The following is a 23,345-nucleotide window of genomic DNA, read 5'->3' as shown; positions in this document are numbered from 1 at the left end:
AGCGCGGCGCCCGCACATTCGGGGAGTGGATCGTGAAGCGAGTCTTGTTTTTCCTGTTGGCGGCGATGCTCGGCGTGCTGCCCGGCATTGCCAACGCATGGTGGCAGAACGACTGGTCGTACCGGAAGGCGATCACCATCGACGCGAGCCCGAAAGGCGCGAACCTCGCCGAGTCGGCCGGCCGCGTGCCGCTGCCGATTCGCCTGCATTCGGGCAACTTCCAGTTCGACGGGCTGGCCGACAACGGCGCGGACATCCGCTTCGTCGCGGCCGACGACAAGACCCCGCTGAACTACCACGTCGAACAGTACGACCCGGTGCTCGGCGTCGCGCTGATCTGGGTCGACGTGCCGAAGATGCCGGCGGGCGCGGCGGAATCGATCTGGATGTACTACGGCAACAAGAAGGCGCCGGACGGCGGCAAGCCGGCCGACACGTTCGACGCCGACTACACGCTCGTGTACCACTTCAACGGCGCGCCGGGCACGCCGCCGAAGGACGCGACCGCGTACGCGAACAACGCGCAGAACGCGACGTCGCGCGCGATCGAGGACGGCATCGTCGGCAAGGGCGCGCGCTTCGACGGCAATGCATCGCTGACGCTGCCCGCGAGCCCGTCGCTGAACGTGCCGGCCGGCGGCAGCTTCACGTTCAGCGCGTGGGTCAAGCCGGCCGCGCTCGCGCCGAACACGCTGCTGTACGGCCGCCGCGACGGCGCGAACGCGTTGCTGATCGGCCTCGACAACGGCGTGCCGTTCGCGCAGGTCGACGGCGCGGCCGGCAGCGCGGCGCCGGTGCGCACGCCGACTGCGGCGCCGCTCGCCGCGAACCAGTGGGCCTATCTCGCGGTGACCGCCGACGGCAAGAACCTCACCGTCTACGTGAACGGCAAGCAGGCCGCGCAGGTCGCGGCGGTGCTGCCGGCGCTGAACGGCGCGGCGACGGTCGGTGCGGACGCGGCCGGCGCGCCGGCCGGCTTTGCCGCGTACAACGGTGCACTCGACGAGCTGCGGCTGTCGAAGATCGCGCGCACGCCGGCCGCGCTCGCGCTCGATGCGCTCGCGCAGGGCTCGGAATCGAAGCTCGTCGCCTACGGCGCGGACGAGAAGCAGTCGGGCTTCGGCTTCGGCTACTTCGGCGTGATCGTGCAGTCGGTGACGGTGGACGCCTGGGTCGTGATCACGATCCTGCTCGGCATGGCGCTCGTGTCGTGGGTCGTGATGTGGACCAAGGCGCGCTACGTCGGCACCGTCGACAAGGCGAACCAGTACTTCGTGCAGCGCTTTCGCGAAGTGGCCGGCCGTCATCTGGTGGGCCTCGCGCACGTCGACGAGGCGAGCGCCGACGGGCGCCGGCTGTACCAGTCGTCGCTGTACCGCCTCTACAAGGCCGGTGTGCACGAGATCCACAGCCGCGTGGACGGCAACGGCCGCACGGTGATCACCAGCGAATCGATCGAGGCGATTCGCGCGTCGATGGACGCGACGCTCGTGCGCGAGAACCAGCGGCTGTCGAAGTCGATGGTGCTGCTGACCATCGCGATCTCCGGCGGCCCGTTCCTCGGCCTGCTCGGCACGGTGGTCGGCGTGATGATCACGTTCGCCGCGATCGCCGCGGCCGGCGACGTGAACGTGAACGCGATCGCGCCGGGTATCGCGGCCGCGCTGCTCGCGACGGTCACCGGGCTGTTCGTCGCGATTCCCGCGCTGTTCGGCTACAACTACCTGCTGATCCGCAACAAGAACGTGACCGCCAACATGCAGGTGTTCGTCGACGAGTTCGTCACGCGCCTCGCCGAAGCGCACCGCACGCCGGATCACGCGGTGCTGGCCGACTGAACGCACGCAGGAGACCACCATGCAGGTTCAGGACGACGACAAGCCGTACGACGACATCAACATCACGCCGATGCTGGACCTCGCGTACGTGCTGCTGATCATCTTCATCATCATGACCACCGCGTCGGTGCAGGGCATCAAGGTCGATCTGCCGAAGGCGAGCTCGTCCGCGAGCCTCGCGAAGCCCAAGACGAAGGCGATCACCGTGGCCGATTCCGGGCAGATCTTTCTCGACGCGTATCCGGTGACGATGGACGAGCTAGAGAGCCGGCTGCGCACCGAGAAGGCGACCAACCCGGAATTCCCGATCGTGCTCAAGGGCGATGCCGCCGTGCAATACCAGAAGGTGATGGACGTGCTCGACCTGCTGCGCCGCCTCGACCTGTCGCAGGTCGGCCTCGTGACGGGCAAGGCGAAGCAGGGCGGCTGACGCGATGGAAATGACCTACAACGGCGGCCCGCCGCACAAGGGCCCCGGCCGCTACGTGAAGCCGGTCGCGATCGCGCTCGCGCTGGCCGCGCTCGCCGCGCTGATCTGGCATTTCGCGGGCGATACGGCCGGCGTGAAGCGCGCGAGCGCGCCGCAGGTGACGACGGTGATTCCGCTGCCGCCGCCGCCACCGCCGCCGCCGAAGAAGCCGCCGCCCGAGAAGGTGAAGGACGAGGTCAAGACGCCGGTCGAGCGGCCGACGATCGCGCCGAAACCGTCCGAAGCGCCGAAGCCGTCGGACGACCAGCCGAAGCAGATGACGATGAACGCGCCCGCGCAGGCCGGCACCGACAGCTTCAACATCGGCGCGGGCGACGGTTCGGGGATGGTCGGCAGCGGCGGCGGCAAGTTCGGCAATGCGAGCTACGCGCAGTACATGGTGTACGTGCTGCAGCGCGCGATCGAGCAGGACAAGGGCGTGCAGGAAGCCGGCGGCGCGCGCTTCGCGGGCAGCCTGAACCTGTGGATGGACGCGTCCGGGCGCATCACGAAGGTGACGATCGCGCAGTCGACCGGCGACGCGAAGATCGACGCGGCGGTGCTCGCGGCGGTCGAGTCGCTCGGCCGGGTCGACGAAGCGCCGCCGCCCGCGACCGCGTATCCGGTGCTGGTGCGGCTGCAGGGGCGCAAGCCCGCATGACGCACCGCGCGCGAATGGCGAATCAATCCAAGGGGCAGCTCCGTCGCACGGATGCTGCCGCACAAGAAACGGAAATTGTTCGGAGTGCTTCGATGAGTCACAAGATGAACGGACGGGGCGCGGCGCCCCGCAGCGGGGCGCTGCCCGCGCGCCTGTCGCGCGTCGGCGCGGCGGTGCTCACGCTCGGGCTGGCCTGCGCGTCGACCGCGCACGCGCAATCGCTGGCCACGCAAGCCGCGGCGGGCAAGGCCGCGCCGACCGAGAGCGTGGTGATCAACCTGATCAACCTGCTCGTCAAGCGCGGCGTGCTCACGCAGCAGAACGCGAACGAGTTGATCAGCGAGGCGCGCAGCGAGGCCGTGCAGGCGCGCGCCGCGCGCGGCGCCGGCGTGCCGGTCGCGGCCGCGGCGGGCGTCGTGAACCCGCCGACGCAGCCGGGCGACGTCGCGGTGCCGTACGTGCCGCAGCTCGTGCGCGACCAGATCCGCGACCAGGTGAAGCAGGAGGTGATCGCGCAGGCGAAGGCCGAGAACTGGGCGCAGCCGAACACGTTCCCCGACTGGGTGTCGCGCATCAAGCTCGACGGCGACATGCGCGTGCGCGACGAATACCACTTCTACGGCAGCCGCAACGCGAACAACGTGACGAACTTCGCGGCGATCAACCAGGGCGGCGGCTTCGACATCAACTCGAACACCAACACCACGCAGCTGCCGACGCAGAACACCACGCAAAACCGCAACAACCTGCTGCGCTACCGTGCGCGGCTCGGCGTGACCGCGACGCTGTCCGACGAGATGATCGCCGGCCTGCAGCTCGCGAGCGGCAACGACAACGGCCCGGTGTCCACGACGGGGACGGCCGGCGGCGGCTGGGGCAAGAAGAGCATCTGGCTGAACAAGGCGTTCTTCGCGTACCGGCCCGCGCCGTGGCTGAACCTGACGGCCGGCCGTTTCGACAATCCGTTCTTCAAGTCGGACCTGGTGTTCTCCGACGACCTGATGATGGACGGCTTCGCCGCGAACCTGCAGCATGCGCTGCCGTGGAATCCGGACGTCACGCTGTTCGGCACGCTCGGCGTGTTCCCGATCCAGTACACGGGCGAGAACTTCCCGTCCAACAGCACCGACAAGGCCGGCAGCGATACCAAGTGGATGTTCGGCGCGCAGTTCGGCGCGGACTGGAAGATCGACGCGCGGAACCGGCTGAGGGGCGCGGTTGCGTACTACGACTTCCAGAACATGCGCGGCACGCTGTCGTCGCCGTGCGCGCTGTATCTCGGCGCGACCAGCTGCAGCACCGACAACGAGGCGCCCGTGTTCATGCAGGGCGGCAACACGCTGATGGCGCTGCGCAACATCGTGCAGAACCCGAACCTCGCACCGGGGATGACGCCGCAGCCGCAGCTGTTCGGTCTCGCGTACAACTACCGGCTGCTCGACCTGAAGGCGCAGTGGGATACGGTCGTCGCCGATCGCATCAAGCTGCGCCTGGACGGCGAATACGTGCGCAACCTCGCGTACAACGACAACAAGGCGTTCGCGGCGGCGTCGCTGCCGGTCAACAACTACGAGTCGACGTCGGTGAACGCGACGCGCGCCGACTATCGCAGCGGCCCGAACGGCTTCCTCGCGAAGGCGACGATCGGCGAGCCGGAGCTGCGCGAGAAGGGCCAGTGGAATTTCTCGATCGCATACAAGTACCTGCAGCCGGACGCGGTGCTCGACGCATTCAACGATTCCGACTTCCATCTCGGCGGCACCAACGCACGCGGCTACGTGATCGGCGCGGCCTATGCGGTCGCGCGCGATACGTGGGTGTCGGCCCGCTACCTGAGCTCGAAGGAAGTGTACGGGCCGCCGGTGTCGATCGACGTGCTGCAGCTCGAGCTCAACGCTCGCTTCTGACCGGAGCCGCGCATGAACACGACCTATCGCACGATGCTCGCGGGCGTGCTGCTGCTGGCGGCCGGCGCAGCGCATGCGCAGAGCATCGACGACAAGCTGCGCAGCCAGCTGCGCTCGACCGTGCAGGAGTTGCGCCAGCTGCAGGACAACCAGGCGCAGTTGCAGGCCGACAAGGCGGCCGCTGAGAAGCAGCGCGACGACGCGCTCGCCCAGTTGAAGGCGGCGCAGGCCCAGCTCGCGGCCGCACGCGGCGACACGGGCGCCGAAGCGGCCGCGAAGCGCGCGCTGGCGGCCGAACGGGCGGCGCGCGAGCAGGATGCGCGCTCGCTCGCGAAGTACAAGGCGTCGTACGACGATTTGCTCGCCGTGTCGCGTACGCGCGATGCGCAGCATGTGCAGGCGCAGCAGGATCTCGCCGCGCGTGACACGCAACTGAAAACCTGCGAGGCCCACAATGCGGCGCTGTATCGCGTCGGCCACGAGATCCTCGACGCGTACGAGCATGTCGGCATCGGCACGTTCTTCGCGTCGCGCCAGCCGTTCGCGCAGTCGGTGCGCGTCAGGTACGACGAGCTCGCGCAACGCTACGGCGATGCGCTGTATGCGGGCAAGTACGACGCGGCCGCACGCGCGCCGGCTGCGGCGCCCGCGTCGGCGGCCGCCGCATCGGCCGCGTCCTCCGGCGCAAGCGCTGGTGCAAGTGCGAGCGGGCAGTGACCGCGAGCCGGCGCCGGCCCGAACCGATCGATTCGTTGAATACCGGGAACACAGACATGGAACATGAGCAAACCAACACCGCCGACGAACGCGCGGCACACGATGCGCCGATCGAAGCCGTCAGCGCCGAGCGGCTCGCCGAGATCCTGCGACGCGCGGGCTATCGCGTGACGGTGGCCGAACAGAACGGTGCGATGCAGCTGATGAGCGCGAGTCAGGGCGTCGGCTTCGCGGTGCGCTTCGGCAATCCGGCCGTAGGCGTGCCGCCGGCCATCGACGCCGCGCGGATCGTCTACCTCGACTACACGCTGTCCTGCGTGTTGCAGGTGCAAGGCGAGTTGCCGGCCGAACTGGTGGCGAACTGGAACCGGACCAAGCGCTTCGCGCGTCTCGCGAGCCACGGCGCGTTTCTCGCGCTCGAGATGGACGTGGTGGTCGCGGGCGGCGTGTCCGAGCGCCATCTGCGCTCGACGGTCGAGCTGTGGGACCGGCTGATCCAGGAATTCCTGCTGCATCTGCGCAACCGTCCGGCGCTCGCCGAGCAGGAAGCGGCGGCCCGTGCGGCCGACGCCGACCGTCCGGATGCGCTGGCTGCCGTGGCGGCGTCGTCCGGGGCCGCGGTGCCGTCATGATCGCCGCGAGCGCACGCGTGGGACGTCGAATCGGTGCCGCGCTGCGTGCGCTGCTGCCGCCGCATGCGCTGCCCGCTGCGAGCGCGGTGGCGAGCGACGCGGCGCCGGCCGTCTGGGTCGCGTATGCGGAGTGCGTGTCGCGGCGCCTGCAGGCGGTGCTCGACGGCGACGATGCCGTCGCGTGCCGGGTGCGCGCGGATGTCGGGCGCTGGGCCGATCGGCTCGCCGATACCGGCGACGACCGGCCGGTGCTGCCGATACGTGCGTGGCTCGACGGGCGCGGGCACGTGACGCGCGTCGATAGCGTGCCGGCCGGCGATCCTGCGGTCGATGCCGCGCTGCGCGACGCGCTCGTGGGCCGCGCGGTCGGCAGTGCGCCGCCGCGGGGCATGACGCAGCCGATCGTGTTGCGCATGACGCTGTCGAGCGTGCGCTAGGGCGATGCGGCGATGAACGTGAGGACGCACATGCCGTGCGACCGGCGGCGTGCGCACTTGAACAGCAACCGAGAGGGCAGTGCAACGATGATGACGAAGATGAAGACGCGGGCGCTCGTGACGGCCGGCTTGCTGCTGGCCGCACCGCTCGCCGCGCATGCGCAGGACGACGTGATCGCGAGCGTCGCGCAGGCGTCGGTCACGCAGGCCGATATCGCCGGCGTGCTGAAGGCGGTGAACGCCGAAGGCCGCGAGCGGCTCGCTGCCGACCCGGCGGCGCTCGACCAGGTCGTGCGCGCGACGCTCGCGCAGAAGGCGGTGCTCGCCGAGGCGAAGTCGAAAGGCTGGGAGAAGGACGCGCAGGTGCAGGCGGCGATCGAGCAGGCGCGGCGCGACATCGTCGCGCGCAGTTATCTCGCATCCGTCAGTGCGCCGCCTGCCGACTATCCGTCCGATGCTGAGATCCAGTCCGCATACGAGCAGAACCGCGCGGCGCTCACTACGCCGCGTGCGCTGCACGTCGCCCAGATCTACATCGCGGTGCCGTCGAATGCGGACGCCGCGACGCTGGAAGCCGCTCGCAAACGGGCGGCCGATCTCGCGAACCGCGCGCGCAGCGGCGATTTCGCTGCGCTTGCGCGGGCGAATTCGCAGGACGCCGCGAGCGCGGCGAACGGCGGCGATCTCGGTTTCGTACCGGATTCGCTGATGCTGCCGGCCGTGCGGCAGGCGGCCGACGCGCTGAAGCCCGGGCAGGTGTCCGCGCCGGTTCGCACGCCGTCGGGTTTTCATGTCGTGAAGCTGATCGACGTGCGCGCGGCTGCGCCGCGTCCGCTGGCCGACGTGAAGGAGCAGCTGCGCACGATGCTGCGCGCGCAGCGCACGCAGCAGAATGCGCGCACGTATCTCGCGAACCTTGCCGCGAACGCGCCGATCAACGAAGACGCGCTGAAGAAAGCGCTCGCCGCTGCCCGGTAGGCCGCCATGGCAACTGTCCGTCCGACGCCGCCGGTCGCGGCTCCCGATGCGCGCACGCCGGAGCGGCGGCGAGCGGCCGTCGCGTCCGATCGTCCGCGCCTGCCGAAGGCGACGCCGTGGCCGAGCCGCCGCGGCGAATGGCCGACGCATTGTCCGCTGTGCTTCGGCGCGCTCGAGCCGCTGCCCGGCGCGGGCGGCTATGCGCGGCACCGCAGCGCGCGTTGCTCCGCGCAATGCGTGCTGACGACGCGGCAATATCAACCGGATGAGCTCGCGATCCGCGGGTCGAGCGATGTGGAGGTCGCGGCGCGTCATCGCGAGCGGTTCGTCGCGCGGTGGGCGTGTCATTACGCATCGATGCGGCATGTGTGGCCCGCGCTGACGATCGAGCGCTTCATCGCGGTGATCGCGTGCGCGGACGTCGCGGATCTGTGGTCGTACCGGATGTTGCGCGACGACGATCTGGCGGCCGTGCTGCTCGTGCTGGCGGGGTTTATGCGCGTGCCGGAGGTGGTGGGTGGGGATGCGGTGCGGGCGGATACAGCGGCTGGTGATGTGGCGTGTGCTGTTGCGCGGTTTGCCGATACGTCGTCTGCCGTCGCGCCGTCTGCGGATACACCGTCTGCCGACACACCTCCGGCCGTCTCTCGCAGCGCTGCCGCGCTCGCCCCGACCGTGCGCTGGGTGCGTTTCTGGTTCGACGCGAGCGTGCGCGACGTCGGCGATTTGTGGACCGCGGGCGGCGATGCGCCGCGGCTCTTTCGCGTCGACTATCGCGAGCCCGTCGTCACGCCGTATCCGACCGGCGCGCAGGTGCTCGCGTGGCAGCCGATCGACGGGATGCGCGACGTCTGGGGGCAATGCGCGAATGCGCACGAGCCAGCGGTCGGCGCGGCCGAGCGCGCGGCGTTCGCGCGCTTTCTGGCGCAACCGGTCGCGCGCGCGGTGCGTGCATGAGCGCGCGAATGCTGACGGACCGGCCATGATCGACGGAGAACGGATGAACGGACGACTTGGGGTGATGATGACGATCGCATGCGTGCTGCAGGCCGCGGGCGCGCACGCGCAGGGCGCCGGCGCGGCGGCTGCCGAGCCCGGTTCGGCTGGGAAGCCGGTGTGCGTCGATGCGGAAGTCGACGGCAAGCGCGCGCTGTCCTATGACTGCCTGAGCCGGCAACTGAAGCCGGCGTCCGACGCGCAACCGGGCGGCGCACCGCAGACCGATGCCGAACGGCTGTCGAAGCAGCCGTCGAACCGCCTCGGCACGTTCAACCTGTCGACCGAACGCAACCGCTTCGGCTCGAACTGGGGCCGCTCGGCGACGCCGCAGCGGCCCGACGCGCCGGTCGCGGTGCCGCCGAAGCGATGATCGCGCGGGATCGTCGGCCGGCGCGCAGCGATGCCATGCGCATGCGCATGAAGGCGGGCCGCGCCACGTTGCTGCGAGCGCTGACGGGTGGGCTCGTGCTCGCGTGCGCGGGGATTGCGGCTATCACAGTTGGCAGGGCTGCCACGGTTGCCACGGCTCCGACGACTTCCGCGATTTCCGCGGCTTCCACGGCTCCCACGGCTCCCACGGCTCCCACGGCTCCCACGGCTCCCACGGCTCCCACGGCTCCCACGGCCGCCACGGCCGCCACGACGCCCGCGCCAACCGAGCGCAGCCCCATCGCCACGAACAACCGCGCATCCGCAACCGTCGCACTGCCGAACTTTGCGGCGCTCGTGCGGCGCGTAGGCCCGGCCGTCGTCAACATCAGCGTCACGCGCGAAGTCGCGCAGATGGGCATCCAGCTGCCGCCCGGCATCGCACCCGATCATCCGCTCGCGCCGTTTCTCGCGCGACGTGTGATCGGCAACCGCGAGGAGGTGAGCCTCGGCTCCGGCTTCATCGTCGACGCGGACGGCGTGATCCTCACGAACCGGCACGTAGTCGGCGACGCAACGAGCGTCGACGTGAAGCTCACCGACAAGCGCGAGTTCACGGGCCGCGTGCTCGGCAGCGATCCGCTGTCCGACGTCGCGGTGATACGTATCGACGCGCACAACCTGCCGGTCGTCGCGACCGGCGATCCGGCACGCACCGAGGTCGGCGACTGGGTGATGGCGATCGGATCGCCGTACGGGTTTGCCAATACGGTCACGCAGGGCATCGTCAGCGCGAAGTCGCGCTCGTTGCCCGGCGAGCGCGCGATTCCGTTCATCCAGACCGACGTGCCGATCAATCCCGGCAATTCGGGCGGGCCGCTGTTCGATCTCGACGGCCGCGTGATCGCGATCAATTCGATGATCTTCTCGAAGACGGGCGGCTATCAGGGGCTCGCGTTCGCGATCCCGATCGATATCGCGCTCGACGTGAAGGACCAGTTGCTGCGCACCGGCAAGGTCGTGCGCGGCCGGCTCGGCGTGGCCGTGCAGGAAGTGAGCCGCGCGCTCGCGCGCTCGTTCGGCCTCCCGGGCCCGGACGGCGCGCTGATCACGATGGTCGAGCCCGACGGCCCGGCCGCGCAGGCGGGATTGCAGGCAGGCGACGTCGTGCTCGCGGTGGACGGCAACGCGGTCGCCGAATCGGCGGATCTGCTCGGCACGATCGCCGGCATGCGGGCCGGGCGGCAGGTCGATCTGCTCCTGTGGCGCGCGGGGCGGGCGATGCATGTCGGCGCGACGGTCGGCGCGTTCGACAGCGGGGCGGCGCCGGCCGGCGTCGCGCGCGGACCGGCCCGCTTCGGGCTCGTGCTGCGCGCCGCGACCGACCGCGAACGGCGGCGGCTCGGCGTGGGCCAGGCGCTCGTCGTCGAACGGGCGAGCGGTCAGGCGGCGCGCGCGGGGTTGCAGCCGGGCGACGTCGTGCTGTCGGTCAACGGCGCGACGGTCGCGAGCATCGACACGTTGATGGCCGCGATGGACGCCGCGCACGGCAACGTCGCGCTGCTCGTGCAACGCGGCGGCACGCGGCTGTATGTGCCGATCGGGGCAGGATGAACGCGCAGGCCGACGCGGTGCGATGCGCGCCGTTCGCGCACGCGAGCGATACACATGGAACGGGAGGCGGGATGACGCGAACGCGGGTAGGGACGGTATCCGGATGGTTGCGCGCAGGCGTTTGCGCGGCGCTGCTGGCCGTGTGCACGTCGGTCGCCGCACAGACCACCGACGTGCCGCAGTCGTGGGTCACATATGCCCAGTTGGTCGGGCATCAGTTCGAGATGTGGCTCGAAGCGGGTGGAGACGCGTCGCAGCGGCTGCATCGCTATCTCGAAGCGCGCGGCCCGGATGTGAGCGCCGATGCGCCGTCGCCGATCGCGATACGCGCATGGATCGGTGCGAACGGCGTGGTCACACGAGTGGATTTCGCGACGCTCGGCTCGGTCGATGCGGACGCGGCGCTGCGTCAGTTGCTCGTCGCGCGAGCGCTCGCCGAAGCGCCGCCGCCGGACATGTTGCAGCCGCTGCGCATGCGCTTGCAGCTGATCGCGAATCCGCAAGCTGCGGCGGCGTCGGACACGCGTACGCCGTGACGAGACGTCGCGCGACATGACGCGCGCAGTCCATCCTGAGCAACACCGAAACGGCCTCCGCACGCGCCATCGATCCCGCCTCTGCGCTGCGAACGAATGTCGCATCGGCATCGTGCGGTGTGCGTACTAGAGTCGGACGGTAGCGTACCCACCGACTTCAGGACAACGCATCATGGCCAAGAAATTCGCGCTGCACCCGGCGCATCCGGAGCGGATCTGCTGGGGATGCGACAACTACTGCCCGACGGATGCGATGCGTTGCGGCAACGGCTGCAGTCGCACGCAGCATCCATGCGAATCGCTCGGCGAAGACTGGTATCGCTACGGCGACTGGGGCATCGAATTCAGCGAAGGCGAAGCCGACGACGCGCCCGCCGAACCGGCCGGCGCGCAGTCATAGCGACAAGTTGTCCCACACGTGTGCTTTTTTGATCTGCGTCAGGGTGGCAGATGCTGCGCCGAAAGATCATGAAAAAGATGCATAAAGAACGCATCTTGAAGCGGGCGTAGCGCCCGGCGGCCGAAACACGATTTGCGGCGCCGACGCACCGACCCGCGTCCCCATGATCGACAAAGGAGAGCACCGTGTTTTGCTATCAATGCGAACAGACCGACCGGACCGGCGCACGGCCCGGCTGTGCAACGGCGAAGGGCAACTGCGGCAAGGACGAGACGACTGCCGACCTGCAGGATCTGCTGATCCATGCGGTGAAGGGCATCGCGCAGTACGGCGCACTCGCGCGCACGATGGGCGTGCGCGACCGCGAAGCCGACCGGTTCGTGCTGTACGCGATGTTCACGACGCTGACCAACGTGAACTTCCACGCCGCGCGCTTCGTCACGCTGCTGCGTGAAGCGGCGCAGACGCGCGACCGCGTGAAGGCCGCATGCGACGCGCAGGCGCGCGCCACGGGCGCGGCGCTGCCGGCGCTGCAGGGTCCGGCCGCGTGGCAGCCGGCGGACGATCTGCCCGGTCTGCTGAAGCAGGCAGCGGCCGTCGGCATCGACGCGGGCCTCGATACGGTGGGCGCCGACATCGTCGGGCTGCGCGCACTGGTGCTGTACGGGCTGAAGGGCGTGTGCGCATATGCACACCATGCACGCGTGCTCGGCTACGAACGCGACGACATCTACGAAGGCATCGAAGCGGCGCTCGCGTTTCTCGCGACCGACCCGACCGACGTGAACGCATTGCTCGAGCAGGCGCTCGATCTCGGCCGGCTGAACCTGACGGTGATGGAGCTGCTCGACAGCGCGAACACCGGCCGCTTCGGCGCGCAGCAGCCGAGCGCCGTGCGCGTGTCGCCGGTGGCCGGCAAGGCGATCCTCGTGTCGGGCCACGACCTCGGCGATCTGCATGCGCTGCTCGAACAGACGGCGGGCACCGGCATCAACGTGTACACGCACGGCGAGATGCTGCCCGCGCATGCGTATCCGGCGCTCAACGCGTTTCCGCATCTGGTCGGCAACTACGGCGGCGCGTGGCAGGATCAGCAGAGCGATTTCGCGCACTTCCCCGGCCCGATCCTGATGACGTCCAACTGCATCATCGAGCCGCTGCCGCAATACCGGCAGCGGATCTTCACGACGGGGCCGGTCGGCTGGCCCGGCGTGCGGCACCTCGAACATCACGATTTCTCGACGCTGATCCGTGCCGCGCAGGCGCTGCCCGGCTTCCCGGCCACCGCGCCCGAGGAGACCATCACCGTCGGCTTCGGCCGTCATGCGGTGCTCGGCGTGGCCGACAAGGTGATCGACGCGGTGAAGGCCGGCCAGATTCGCCACTTCTTCCTGATCGGCGGCTGCGACGGCGCGGCGCCGGGACGCAACTACTACACCGAGTTCGCGGAGCAGGCGCCGGACGACACGGTCGTGATGACGCTCGGCTGCAACAAGTACCGCTTCAACCGGCACGCGTTCGGCGATATCGGCGGCATTCCACGTCTGCTCGACGTCGGGCAGTGCAACGACAGCTATTCGGCGATCCGCATCGCGACGGCGCTCGCGGACGCATTCGAATGCGGCGTGAACGACCTGCCGCTGTCGCTCGTCATCTCGTGGTTCGAGCAGAAGGCCGCGGCCGTGCTGCTGACGCTGCTCGCGCTCGGCATCCGCAACATCCGGCTCGGACCGACGCTTCCGGCGTTCATCACGCCCGGCGTGCTCAACGTGCTGGTCGATCAGTTCGGCATCCAGCCGATCGGCGACGCCAGTGCGGACCTCGCCGCTGCGCTGTCGCGCCAGGCAGCGTGAGCGGGATGATTCGATGAGCTATCGGATCGAGATCACGACGCGCGACGGCGAGCCGTTCGGCTTCGACTGCGAACCGGGCCAGGACGTGCTCGCCGCCGCTGCGCAGGCCGACATCACGCTGCCGTCGCAATGCCGGCGCGGCAGTTGCGGCGCGTGCCAGGCCACCGTCGTCGACGGCCCGTACGAGATGCAGGGGCACAGCGCCGACGCGCTTGCGGCAGGCCAATCCGGCGCGGTGCTGCTGTGCCGGACGACGCCGCTCGGCGATCTGCGCGTCGCCGCACCGTACGACCGCAGCAAAGTGCTGCTGCAGCCGGTGCCGGTGCGCACGGCGCGCATCGTGACGCTCGACACGATCGCGCGGGACACGATGCGCGTCGAGCTGCAGATCGAGCCCGACGACGTGTTCGGCGCGGCGGCGGAATTCGAGGCCGGCCAGTTCGCGGAGCTGGAGGTGCCGGGCAGCGGCCTGCGCCGCCCGTATTCGCTCGCGAATACGAGCAACTGGGACGGCCGCCTGGAATTCCTGATCCGGCTGCGGCCGGGCGGCTGGTTCTCCACCTATCTGCGCGAGCGCGCACGGCTCGGCGATGCGCTGACGGTGCGCGTGCCGATGGGCGGCTTCGGACTGTTCGCGGACAGCTTGCGGCCGCGCTGGTTCGTCGCGGGCGGCACGGGGCTCGCGCCGATCCTGTCGATGCTCAGGCGCATGGCCGAGTATCAGGAGCTCGCCGACGCGCGGCTGTTCTTCGGCGTCAATGAGGAAAGCGAGCTGTTCCTGCTCGACGAGCTGGAGCGGCTGCAGGCCGACCTGCCGCAGTTGCTGGTCGACCTGTGCGTGTGGCGGCCCGGCCCGCAATGGGCCGGACTCCACGGCACGCCGGTCGATGCATTGCGCGCGGCGCTCGCGCAGGCCGACGTGTCGCCGGACCTCTACGTGTGCGGGCCGCCGCCGCTCGTCGAGGGCGCGCGTGAAGCGGCCGCCGCGGCCGGCCTGCCGGCCGCGCAGTTCGCCAGCGAGCGCTTCACCGTGTGATGCGCGTGCGCCGTGCGGTCCGGCAGCGGCTTGCCGGATTGCGCGGGCGCACGTACGCTGCGTCGATACCGCGGCTCTCGAGCAGGTGATCGACCATGCAAGCCCTTCCTTTACGTCTGTCTCCCGGTGACGATCTGCGCGCGTCGATCGAGCACGCGTTGCGTCGGCTCGATGTTCATGCGGCGTTCGTGCTGCAGGGCATCGGCAGCCTCAGCGTCGCGCGCGTGCGTTATGCGGGCGTCGATTCGCCGGCCGAGTTGCACGGCGACCTCGAAATACTGACGCTGGCCGGCTCGGTGTCGCCGGACGGCGCGCACCTGCACATGACGGTTGCCGACGCATCCGGGCGCGTGTCGGGCGGACACGTCGCGAGCGGCTGTGTCGTGCGTACGACCGTTGAACTGCTCGTTGCATCGTTGCCCGCGCATCGATTTTCGCGCGAACGCGATGCGCGTACCGGCTTCGACGAGCTCGTGATTCGGCCGGCGAGCGGTTGATCGGGTGGGGTGGCCGGCTGGGTCGATCGTGTGCGATACGGTGGGGCCGGGCCGCGAGCGAGCTGGTGCGGTCGTGCGCGGCACGACACGACATGGCGCGGCCCGAAGCGGCACCGTGCTACACCGCGCATCGCGTGATCCCGCGGCCAAGATTCAGCGACCCGTCCTCCGCAGCACATGGCGACGGCAATGCTCCAGATACGCCTGCTCATGCGCGGCCATCAATTCGATGATGCTTCGCCACAGCCAGGATGGTGCGTCGACCGTTTTCGGACGCCTGCTCCGCAACTCGTTGCGCCATGCCCGTTGCGTCGCGTCGTCCATCTGTATCGCATGTGCGTGTCCGACCACGCGCGCAAGATATCGCGCCGCGTCGATCGCGTCCGCTTCCGACAGGCGTTCGGCGTCCAGCTTCAGATCCTGCGGCATCAATTCGCGCATGACGACCGGGCGCCCGTCGAGGCGCGCCGCGCACATGCGACTTCCGAGCATCGGCGACACGTGCCGCGCGCCTTCGAGCACGCGCTGCGCGGCGTCCTGCGGCATGCGTATGCCTCTCTGTTTCGGCGCGTCGGCCGTGGTGGCCTCCTTGATGTCGATCAGATAGGGGCGGCGCTCATCGGGACACCCGTCGTCGATCTCGAGCATCACCGCGAAGCGGCGCCGGCCGAGCGAGCTGCATCCCTTGACCCAGTAGGCGGCGTCGAGCACCGTCATGCGCGCGTTGGCGCAAGCCGCATGACTGAGCGCGGCGCTGACCGGAGACACCGGAGCCGATTCGAACAGCACGTGAATGGCGCGCTGCTCGGCTTCGGACAGCGGCCAGAAGCGCTTGCCGAGCGGAATGTGCGGCGCGCGTTTGCGCAGCGTCTGCCGCTCGAGCTTGCGCCACGATCGGTGCAGCGCCGCCTGCATCGCTATTTTCACTGCGGTCGGGCGCTTCGTTCGGGCGAGTTCGTCGCGACGCCGCGGATCGAACGCGAGCGCATAGCCGTCGATCAGCGCTTCCATCATGTGCCACGTGATGACGCCGGGCAGATCCGAGCTGCGCGCCGCGGTCGCCAGCGAGAAGCCGAGCCGCAGCAGGTCGTGCACCGGATTGCCGATCACGCTCTGGTCGAGGTCGCGTATCTGCACGGCGACTTCGCCCGTCTTCGCCGCGACCGGCCCGAGGTTGCCGAGATGGCAGTCGCCGCAGATCCACACCGCGGGGCCGTCGGGCAACGTGCCGGTTCGATGGTCGGCCAGCCACGCGTAGAAGCGTTCGGCGCTGCCGCGCGTGTACGTGTGGATCGAGCGCGCCATCTTGCGGCTGCGCAGGCGCTCGAGAATGCGCGCGCGTTCGTCGCTCGCGGGCAGCCGCGCGGATGCTGCGCTTTGTTTCGCCACGATGCTTCCTCCTTCTTCCACACGGCGCCGGCCTGTCGGCAGGCAGGTCGGCGCACGAGACGTCCGCCGAGCGCGCCGGGATCGGCCTTGCGGCTCAGCCCGGCACGAACACGCCGGTGGCGGCGATCGCCATCGCGGCCGTCGCGATCCAGCCGCCCCAGGCCAGCACGCCCCGGACCGCGAACTCGCCCATGATGCGTCGGCTGCGCGCCATCAACATCATCACGATCATGATCGGCACGGCGGTCACGCCGTTGATGACCGCGCTCCAGTAGAGCGCGCGGATCGGATCGAAATGCATGAACGTGATCGCGACGCCGCCGACGATCGCCAACGCGATCACCGCATAGAACTCGGGCGCGACGCCGACCTTCAGCGCGAGACTGTTGCGCCAGCGGAAGGTGCCCGCGGCCGCGTAAGCGGCCGATCCGGCGAGCACGGGCAGCGCCAGCAGGCCCGTGCCGATGATCCCGAGCGCGAACAGGATGTACGCGAAGTGGCCGGCGATCGGTTCGAGCGCGCGCGCGGCATCCGCCGAGGTCTTCACGTCGATGTGATGCCGGTTCAGCGTGGCCGCGGCCGTGAGCGTGATGAAGAACGCGATGACGTTCGATACGCCCATGCCGACCCAGGTGTCGAAGTTGATTCGTTGCAGTTGCGCGGGCGCCTGGTGTGGCGCCCGCCGCAACGACTTCTGGTTCGGTTTCGCGCGCAATTCCTCGACTTCCTGCGACGCCTGCCAGAAGAACAGGTAGGGGCTGATCGTCGTGCCGAGCACGGCGACGACCGTGGTCAGGTACGCCGCGGTCAACTGGAACCGCGGCCGCACGAGCGCGCGGCCGACTTCACCCCAATCGACCGGCACGATCAGCGCGACTGCGACATACGCGAGCAGCGCCAATGCGGTCCATTTGAGCAGGCGCGCATAGCGGTCGTACGGCACGAAGATCTGCAGCAGGGCCGACAACGCGCCGAGGAAGACGACATAGAGTTCCTGCGGACCGTGCAGCAGCAGATTGACGGCTGCGCCCATCGCCGCGAGGTCGGCCGCGATGTTGATCACGTTCGCGACGATCAGCAGCACCACGGTGGCGTAGAGCAGCCACGGCGGATAGTGGGCGCGCATGTTCGAGGCGAGCCCCTTGCCCGTCACGCGACCGATGCGCGCGCTGACGAGCTGGATGGCCGTCATTAGCGGATAGGTGAGCAGCAGCGACCACAGCAGTTCGAGGCCGAATTGCGCGCCGGCCTGCGAGTAGGTGCCGATGCCGGAAGGGTCGTCGTCGGCGGCGCCGGTGACGAGACCGGGGCCGAGGCGACGCAGCCACGAGCCGCGATGCGGACGAGTTTGGGCGGAATCGAGTGAGTTGTTGTCGTTCATGTAGGTTGGCGGCCCGTGGGGATATGGCGATCGGGGAGCAATCGGTGTACCTGGGGGAGGCGGTTGCTGCGAGGGGGCGCGGACAAGCGATGCGGTGGGTCGCCGGACAACAAACGATGGGGATCAGGCAGCGGCGCGGCGGAGGCGCGTGGCGGGAGCGATGTGAGCGTCGCGGGCGTGGGTTGCGGCGCGGAACGGCAGCGGCGGCCGTGTCGGCCGAGGGATGCGGCGTGCGTGTCTATCGACCGCGTCGGGCGCAGTAGGGTAGTGGGGCGAGTATCACCGCGATGTGGGTGTCGGCTCCATCAGTCGCAAGCCGCGGAAGCCGGAAGCCGGAAGCCCGAAGCCCGAAGCCCGAAGCCCGAAGCCCGAAGCCCGAAGCCCGAAGCCCGAAGCCGCAAGCCGCAAGCCGCAAGCCGACGAAAAGCGCCGATCGCTACCGAAGTCCGCGCGAGAGCCGCAGCGGACGCCGCGCACCGAACGTCAACGGGACGCGGTCGTCGCATCCATATCGGCGCGCCCGCTCACGAGGCATCCCGACATGAACGCCTCGCTTTGGCTGCCGGCAGCCGCGGCGCCGAAGCCGCGGCTGAGCGCGTCGTATTTCACCTGCTCGGCGCGCTGCGAGCATGCACTCGGCGTGGCGTCGCGGCCTTGCGCGTGCAGCAGCGCGCGATCGCCGATCAGGTATGCCAGCAGCGCAAAAAAAGCGATGTGCACGACTCGTCTCATGATTCGTCTCCTCGTTGCCCGAGCGTAACGCGGGCACGGCTCGCGCCGCACTTGGGGCTTCCCCCGGTTAACGTCTGCGGAAACGGCTGGCCGGAATCGGTCGTGTCCTTTTTTCACCGGCAGCGCAATCGGGCGCGATCGTCCCGGCAGCGGCGCGAGTGACGCGAGTTTGACCAATATCAGGATGCGCGCGCGGGCTGACGGTCGCGCGCGCGTTCAAAGCGATAGCATGAATGCATGTTTGTGGAACACGATGCGCGGGCATGTGACCGCGCAGCGGCTCCGCTCCGGGCACTGCGGTCATTCGTTGCACACCGCTATCGAAATGGTGAGGAATCCAAATGCTAAACGTCTCTTCCGTACTGATCAGCATGGCGCCGTTGTGGGTCATCCTGCTGGGCGCGTCTTCATTGGCAACCTATCTGCTGTTCGTCCGCAAGGTCATCAAGTAAGCACGCCGGCGCTGCGCGCACGCATACTCAGGCGCAGCGCAGCGGTGTAGACGGTGCGGTACGGCATCGCGTCCGTCACGGCGCATCGCCGCGCCGACTTGAATCGAAAGACCCGCCGAATCCGGTCCACGACCGATTCGTTGCGCCGCGCACCGATGCTGCCGGCACAGTTCTCTTCAGCGGCTTATCGGACGGCCGTCACCGGCACGTTCGAGATCCGGACCAGCCGGCTCATCACGCTGCGGCGAAACATCGACAGCAGGGCATGAATCGGGTCGTGCCGCGGCGCGACCACGACGATCTCGTCGCAGCCCGTCTCGGCCGCTGCGGCCGCGATCGTGTCGGCCACCGGCCCGACCTTCTTCACCACGCTATATCTGGCGCCGGCTTCGCGCAGCACGCGCTCGGCCATCGCCAGATCGTCGCACGCAAACCTGTCCTCGATCGAGCGCAACCGCGACAGCGGGTGAAACGCCTCCAGCCGTGTCGCTTCGAGCGGCGGCTGCACATTGATCAGCACGATTTCCGACGCACAACGTTCGCGATACAGAAAGGCCGCGTGGCGCACCGCGTGCAGCGAGCGGGGCGAATGACCGATCGGAACCAGCAGCTTGAGCATGGCGAGCGCCCGGAAGTGGTGACGGTTGCAGCGTAGCGCGCGCCAGGAAGGCACGCGCTAAAGAAAGCGGCCGGCCGCGTAAAAATGTCGTCAACGCCGGCCGGCTTGCCGCTCTTATTAGAGATATAAGAAATTTAAGTTTATGCGCATAAACGTTTTCACTGATCGCGGCGCGGGACGGGGATTTCAGTGACGTGGCGGGCGGTCGGTACGTCAGTCCGGCGCTTCGTCGAGGCGGGGTACTGCGTGCGCCGAGCATCGCTGCGCACCGACATTCGTCGCATGAACGGTTCGGCGCGCCTCACTCAGGGCTGCGAGTCGTCCATGCGCAATTGAAGCTGCCGTATCGGCTGGTCGGTCGCCGCGTTCGAGATCACCCGCGCGTCACCGTGCGCGGGCGCTTTGCAACGCCGATAGCAACGACGGCTTCGAGCCGCGACGTGCAACTTCGCGAATTTCCACGGCTACTCCATGCTGCCGCCTCTATCGACAGCGGGGATGACGCCTGTACGGCTCAAACGCTAATGACTCTGCCGATCCACGAAATCATCGAGCCGGTTCCTCGCATCCGATTCGTGATGACTCGCATCGTGGCCCACGCCGGCGTCCAATTCGAAACCCTTCCGAACGTTGATTGAATTGCGCGCACTACCGGCGACGCGATTTGATGGATTCGATTGACTTATTTTATTCGACCGAATTCGAATCGCTGTCATAGTCTGGATCAATTGAAGGAATAAATACTACCGATTGGCCGACGAATTCCCTACAAGATCACAATCCTCCCGCATTCCAACATTACGTTCAATTGTGGAGAGGTCATATGCAAAGAAATCGTATCGCAAAATCGGTGCTGGCTGCGGTCGCCGTTATCGCGATGAGCGCCGGTTCCATTTCTGCCCGCGCGGACGGAGCGCCGCGCGCGAATGGCTTCTGGTGGCCGGAGACGCTCGATCTTTCGCCGCTACGTCAGCACGATGTCGAGTCGAATCCGTACGGCAAGGATTTCGACTACGCGCAGGCATTCCAGAAGCTCGATATCGAGGCCGTGAAGAAGGACATCCGGACGACGCTCACGACCTCGCAAGACTGGTGGCCCGCCGACTACGGCAACTATGGTCCGTTCTTCATCCGCATGGCCTGGCACGGCGCCGGCACCTATCGCACCTACGACGGCCGCGGCGGCGCCGGCGGCGCACAGCAGCGATTCGAACCGCTGAATAGCTGGCCGGATAATGCAAATCTCGATAAAGCTCGCCGTTTGTTGTGGCCGATCAAGAAGAAATATGGCCAGAATATTTCGTGGGGCGACCTGATGGTTCTGACGGGCAATGTTGCGCTCGAATCCATGGGTTTTCAAACCTTCGGATTCGGCGGCGGCCGTGAAGACGATTGGCAATCGGATCTGGTTTATTGGGGCGCGGGGCCGAAATTCATGTCGAATAACCGCGACAAGAACGGCAAACTCGAAAAGCCGCTCGCTGCGACCCAAATGGGTTTGATTTACGTCAATCCGGAAGGTCCGAATGGCAATCCTGATCCCGTTGCGGCGGCGCAGGACATTCGCGAAGCCTTCGGCCGCATGGCGATGAACGACGAGGAAACCCTCGCCCTGATCGCCGGCGGCCACACGTTCGGCAAGGCGCATGGCGCGGCTTCCCCGGACAAATGCGTCGGCGTGGCGCCTGCCGGCGCGGGCGTCGAAGCGCAAGGTCTCGGCTGGGCCAACAAGTGCGGCACCGGCAAGGGCGCCGACACGATCACCAGCGGCCTCGAAGGCGCGTGGTCGGTCGATCCGGTGCATTTCACGATGCAGTACCTCGACAACCTGCTCGGCCACGACTGGGTGCTGACGAAGAGCCCGGCCGGTGCGCACCAGTGGATGCCGAAGGATGCGCAGAGCATCGTGCCGGACGCACACGATCCGTCGAAACTCCATCCGTTGATGATGTTCACGACCGATATCGCACTGAAGGTCGATCCCGCGTACAGCAAGATCGCGAAGCGCTTCGAGGAGCATCCCGACGAATTCAAGCTGGCCTTCGCCAAGGCATGGTTCAAGCTGACGCACCGCGATCTCGGGCCGAAGGCGCGCTATCTGGGCAAGGACGTGCCCAAGGTCGACCTGATCTGGCAGGACCCGCTGCCCGTCGCCGGCTACCAGACGATCGGCGCTGCCGACATTGCGGATCTGAAGAGCCGAATCCTGGCATCGGGGCTGCCGAAGTCCGAACTGATCAAGACCGCGTGGGCATCGGCGGCGTCGTTCCGCGGCACCGACTACCGAGGCGGCGCCAATGGCGCGCGCATCCGTCTCGCGCCCGAGAACGGCTGGGCCGTGAACGATCCGGCGAGCGTGGCGAAAGTGCTGAAGTCGCTGGAAGCCATCCAGTCCGGCTTCAACAAGGGCAGAACGGACGGCAAGCAGGTGTCGCTCGCCGACCTGATCGTGCTGGGCGGCAGCGCCGCCGTCGAGGATGCGGCCCGCAAGGCCGGTTACGACATCACCGTGCCGTTTGCGCCGGGACGCGTGGATGCGACGCAGGCGCAGACGGATGTCGCGTCGTTCGCCGTGCTCGAGCCGACCGCCGACGGGTTCCGCAACTACTACCAGAAAGGCAATGAGCGCTCGCCCGCCGAATTGCTGGTGGACCGCGCGAGCAAGCTGGATCTGACCGTGCCGGAGATGACGGTGCTGGTGGGCGGCCTGCGCGCGCTCGACGCGAACACGGGCCATTCGAAGCTGGGCGTCCTGACGAATCATCCCGGCACGCTGAGCAACGAGTTCTTCGTGAATCTGCTGGACATGTCGACCGAATGGAAGAAGTCGCCGAGCGCCGACGGGACTTACGAAGGGCGCGATCGCAAGACGGGTGCGCTCAGGTGGACGGCAAGTCCGGTCGATCTGGTGTTCGGGTCCAGTTCCGAGCTGCGCGCCGTCGCCGAAGTCTATGCATCGGACGATGCGCACGAGAAGTTCGTGCGCGACTTCGTCGCTGCATGGACCAAGGTCATGAACCTCGATCGCTTCGATCTGAAGCGCATCTAATACCGTGATCGGACCGGCCGCGGAAGCGATTCCGCGGCCGGTCCATCGGAGGACGAAATGAAGAAAATCGGATGGCTGCGCCTGATCGCAGGTGCGGGGCTACTGGTATCGATGGGCGCGCATGCGGCCGATGTCGAGGTTCGGATGTTGAACCGCGCGTCGGACGGTCAACGGGGCTTCGAGCCGGCCCTCGTCCACATCGACGTGGGCGACAGCGTGCATTTTGTTGCCGCGGACAGCGGGCATGGCGTCGAAAGCATTCCCGGCATGGCGCCGGCCGGAGCCGGGGCCTTTTCCGGAAAGATCAGCGAAGATCTGACCGTGAAGTTCGACAAACCGGGCGTCTATGGCTATCGCTGCATCCCGCATTACATGTTGGGGATGGTCGGCTTGATCGTGGTGGGACACCCGACCAACGAGGCCGCGGCGCGCAGCGTCGCGCAGCCGCGCGACGCGAAGGCGCGTTTCGATCAACTGTTCGCGACGCTGGACCACGAGCAGCCCACGCAGAAGTAGCCGATGCATCGGCCGGGGGCGGGGCGCGCCAACCCGGCCGCGCTCGAAACGGTGTGGGGTGCCGGATCGATGACGGTTCGGTCGCAGCGAGCGCGCGCAGGCGTCGGACGCGCGATGGGCAGGATCGCTTGCCCGGCGTCGGATAGCCCGGCCGGCCATGCGGTCATGGCCGAGACGCATGCCGTCTGAAACACAAGCGCCGACGGGCACCGTATCGATGCGGCACGCCATGAGCCGTAGCCACTCACGCGTCGAGCAACCCGC

Annotated in this window: 22 protein-coding genes; 18 read left to right on the top strand and 4 right to left on the bottom strand. The window is 68.2% G+C overall.

Going from position 1 to position 23,345, the window contains the following annotated elements; genetic code table 11:
- Positions 1-32 precede the first annotated feature (32 nt).
- The 16 genes from EX20_RS26225 to EX20_RS26150 all read left to right on the top strand — a co-directional run bounded on the left by EX20_RS26225 (position 33) and on the right by EX20_RS26150 (position 14,943).
- Positions 33-1,838 (top strand): DUF2341 domain-containing protein, encoded by a 1,806-nt coding sequence (locus EX20_RS26225; protein ID WP_034195286.1) that lies wholly within the window; start codon positions 33-35, stop codon positions 1,836-1,838.
- 19 nt (positions 1,839-1,857) lie between these two features.
- On the top strand, positions 1,858-2,268 hold the full coding sequence (locus EX20_RS26220) for an ExbD/TolR family protein (protein WP_014725280.1): 411 nt from the start codon (positions 1,858-1,860) through the stop codon (positions 2,266-2,268).
- 4 nt (positions 2,269-2,272) lie between these two features.
- Positions 2,273-2,968, top strand: a complete 696-nt coding sequence (locus EX20_RS26215) for an energy transducer TonB family protein (RefSeq protein WP_051974503.1) — start codon at positions 2,273-2,275, stop codon at positions 2,966-2,968.
- A gap of 92 nt (positions 2,969-3,060) precedes the next feature.
- Positions 3,061-4,875, top strand: a complete 1,815-nt coding sequence (locus EX20_RS26210; RefSeq protein WP_034195237.1) for a putative porin — start codon at positions 3,061-3,063, stop codon at positions 4,873-4,875.
- A 12-nt stretch (positions 4,876-4,887) separates the two neighbouring features.
- The gene (locus EX20_RS26205) at positions 4,888-5,592 is read left to right on the top strand and encodes a hypothetical protein (protein WP_034195236.1); all 705 of its coding nucleotides are present in this window, start codon (positions 4,888-4,890) and stop codon (positions 5,590-5,592) included.
- Positions 5,593-5,648: 56 nt separating this feature from the next.
- Entirely contained in the window at positions 5,649-6,224 is a 576-nt protein-coding gene (locus tag EX20_RS26200; protein WP_011882503.1) for a YbjN domain-containing protein, read from the top strand.
- A gap of 17 nt (positions 6,225-6,241) precedes the next feature.
- Complete coding sequence (locus EX20_RS26195; RefSeq protein ID WP_224056194.1) at positions 6,242-6,661, top strand: hypothetical protein; 420 nt, start codon at positions 6,242-6,244, stop codon at positions 6,659-6,661.
- Positions 6,662-6,748: 87 nt separating this feature from the next.
- The gene (locus EX20_RS26190) at positions 6,749-7,639 is read left to right on the top strand and encodes a peptidylprolyl isomerase (RefSeq protein ID WP_034195234.1); all 891 of its coding nucleotides are present in this window, start codon (positions 6,749-6,751) and stop codon (positions 7,637-7,639) included.
- 6 nt (positions 7,640-7,645) lie between these two features.
- Positions 7,646-8,596 (top strand): hypothetical protein, encoded by a 951-nt coding sequence (locus tag EX20_RS26185; RefSeq protein WP_034195233.1) that lies wholly within the window; start codon positions 7,646-7,648, stop codon positions 8,594-8,596.
- 67 nt (positions 8,597-8,663) lie between these two features.
- A complete protein-coding gene (locus tag EX20_RS26180; protein ID WP_011882499.1) occupies positions 8,664-9,008 on the top strand; it encodes a hypothetical protein in 345 nt (114 codons plus the stop codon).
- A gap of 47 nt (positions 9,009-9,055) precedes the next feature.
- On the top strand, positions 9,056-10,621 hold the full coding sequence (locus EX20_RS26175) for a Do family serine endopeptidase (protein WP_374702165.1): 1,566 nt from the start codon (positions 9,056-9,058) through the stop codon (positions 10,619-10,621).
- Positions 10,622-10,728: 107 nt separating this feature from the next.
- Positions 10,729-11,157: a YbaB/EbfC family DNA-binding protein gene (locus EX20_RS26170; RefSeq protein ID WP_226152849.1), complete on the top strand. Its 429-nt coding sequence runs from the start codon at positions 10,729-10,731 to the stop codon at positions 11,155-11,157.
- A gap of 172 nt (positions 11,158-11,329) precedes the next feature.
- Entirely contained in the window at positions 11,330-11,557 is a 228-nt protein-coding gene (locus tag EX20_RS26165; protein ID WP_011882496.1) for a DUF3079 domain-containing protein, read from the top strand.
- A gap of 185 nt (positions 11,558-11,742) precedes the next feature.
- On the top strand, positions 11,743-13,410 hold the full coding sequence (hcp, locus tag EX20_RS26160) for a hydroxylamine reductase (RefSeq protein ID WP_034195232.1): 1,668 nt from the start codon (positions 11,743-11,745) through the stop codon (positions 13,408-13,410).
- 13 nt (positions 13,411-13,423) lie between these two features.
- Positions 13,424-14,446: a 2Fe-2S iron-sulfur cluster-binding protein gene (locus tag EX20_RS26155; RefSeq protein WP_034195231.1), complete on the top strand. Its 1,023-nt coding sequence runs from the start codon at positions 13,424-13,426 to the stop codon at positions 14,444-14,446.
- Positions 14,447-14,541: 95 nt separating this feature from the next.
- Entirely contained in the window at positions 14,542-14,943 is a 402-nt protein-coding gene (locus EX20_RS26150) for a PPC domain-containing DNA-binding protein (protein WP_011882493.1), read from the top strand.
- A 153-nt stretch (positions 14,944-15,096) separates the two neighbouring features.
- On the opposite strand, the gene EX20_RS26145 is transcribed toward EX20_RS26150, so the two are convergent.
- From EX20_RS26145 to EX20_RS26130, 4 genes are all read right to left on the bottom strand, one after another.
- On the bottom strand, positions 15,097-16,332 hold the full coding sequence (locus EX20_RS26145) for a DUF2252 family protein (protein WP_034195230.1): 1,236 nt from the start codon (positions 16,330-16,332) through the stop codon (positions 15,097-15,099).
- 94 nt (positions 16,333-16,426) lie between these two features.
- Positions 16,427-17,713, bottom strand: coding sequence for an Nramp family divalent metal transporter (locus EX20_RS26140; RefSeq protein ID WP_034195229.1), 1,287 nt, complete (start codon positions 17,711-17,713; stop codon positions 16,427-16,429).
- Between the two features lie 483 nt (positions 17,714-18,196).
- Complete coding sequence (locus EX20_RS26135; protein WP_014725266.1) at positions 18,197-18,445, bottom strand: hypothetical protein; 249 nt, start codon at positions 18,443-18,445, stop codon at positions 18,197-18,199.
- 636 nt (positions 18,446-19,081) lie between these two features.
- On the bottom strand, positions 19,082-19,516 hold the full coding sequence (locus EX20_RS26130; RefSeq protein WP_014725264.1) for a universal stress protein: 435 nt from the start codon (positions 19,514-19,516) through the stop codon (positions 19,082-19,084).
- An 823-nt stretch (positions 19,517-20,339) separates the two neighbouring features.
- Here EX20_RS26130 and katG point away from each other — a divergent pair.
- Together katG and EX20_RS26120 are read left to right on the top strand one after the other, a co-directional pair.
- The gene (gene katG / locus EX20_RS26125; RefSeq protein WP_014725263.1) at positions 20,340-22,565 is read left to right on the top strand and encodes a catalase/peroxidase HPI; all 2,226 of its coding nucleotides are present in this window, start codon (positions 20,340-20,342) and stop codon (positions 22,563-22,565) included.
- Positions 22,566-22,622: 57 nt separating this feature from the next.
- Positions 22,623-23,081: a pseudoazurin gene (locus EX20_RS26120; protein ID WP_034195228.1), complete on the top strand. Its 459-nt coding sequence runs from the start codon at positions 22,623-22,625 to the stop codon at positions 23,079-23,081.
- The last annotated feature ends 264 nt before the right edge of the window (positions 23,082-23,345 follow it).

Source organism: Burkholderia sp. WP42, from assembly GCF_000745665.1.
Taxonomy (GTDB): Bacteria; Pseudomonadota; Gammaproteobacteria; order Burkholderiales; family Burkholderiaceae; genus Burkholderia; species Burkholderia vietnamiensis.
Note: the sequence above shows the minus strand (reverse complement) of the source record. Positions and strands in the feature narration are given on the sequence as shown.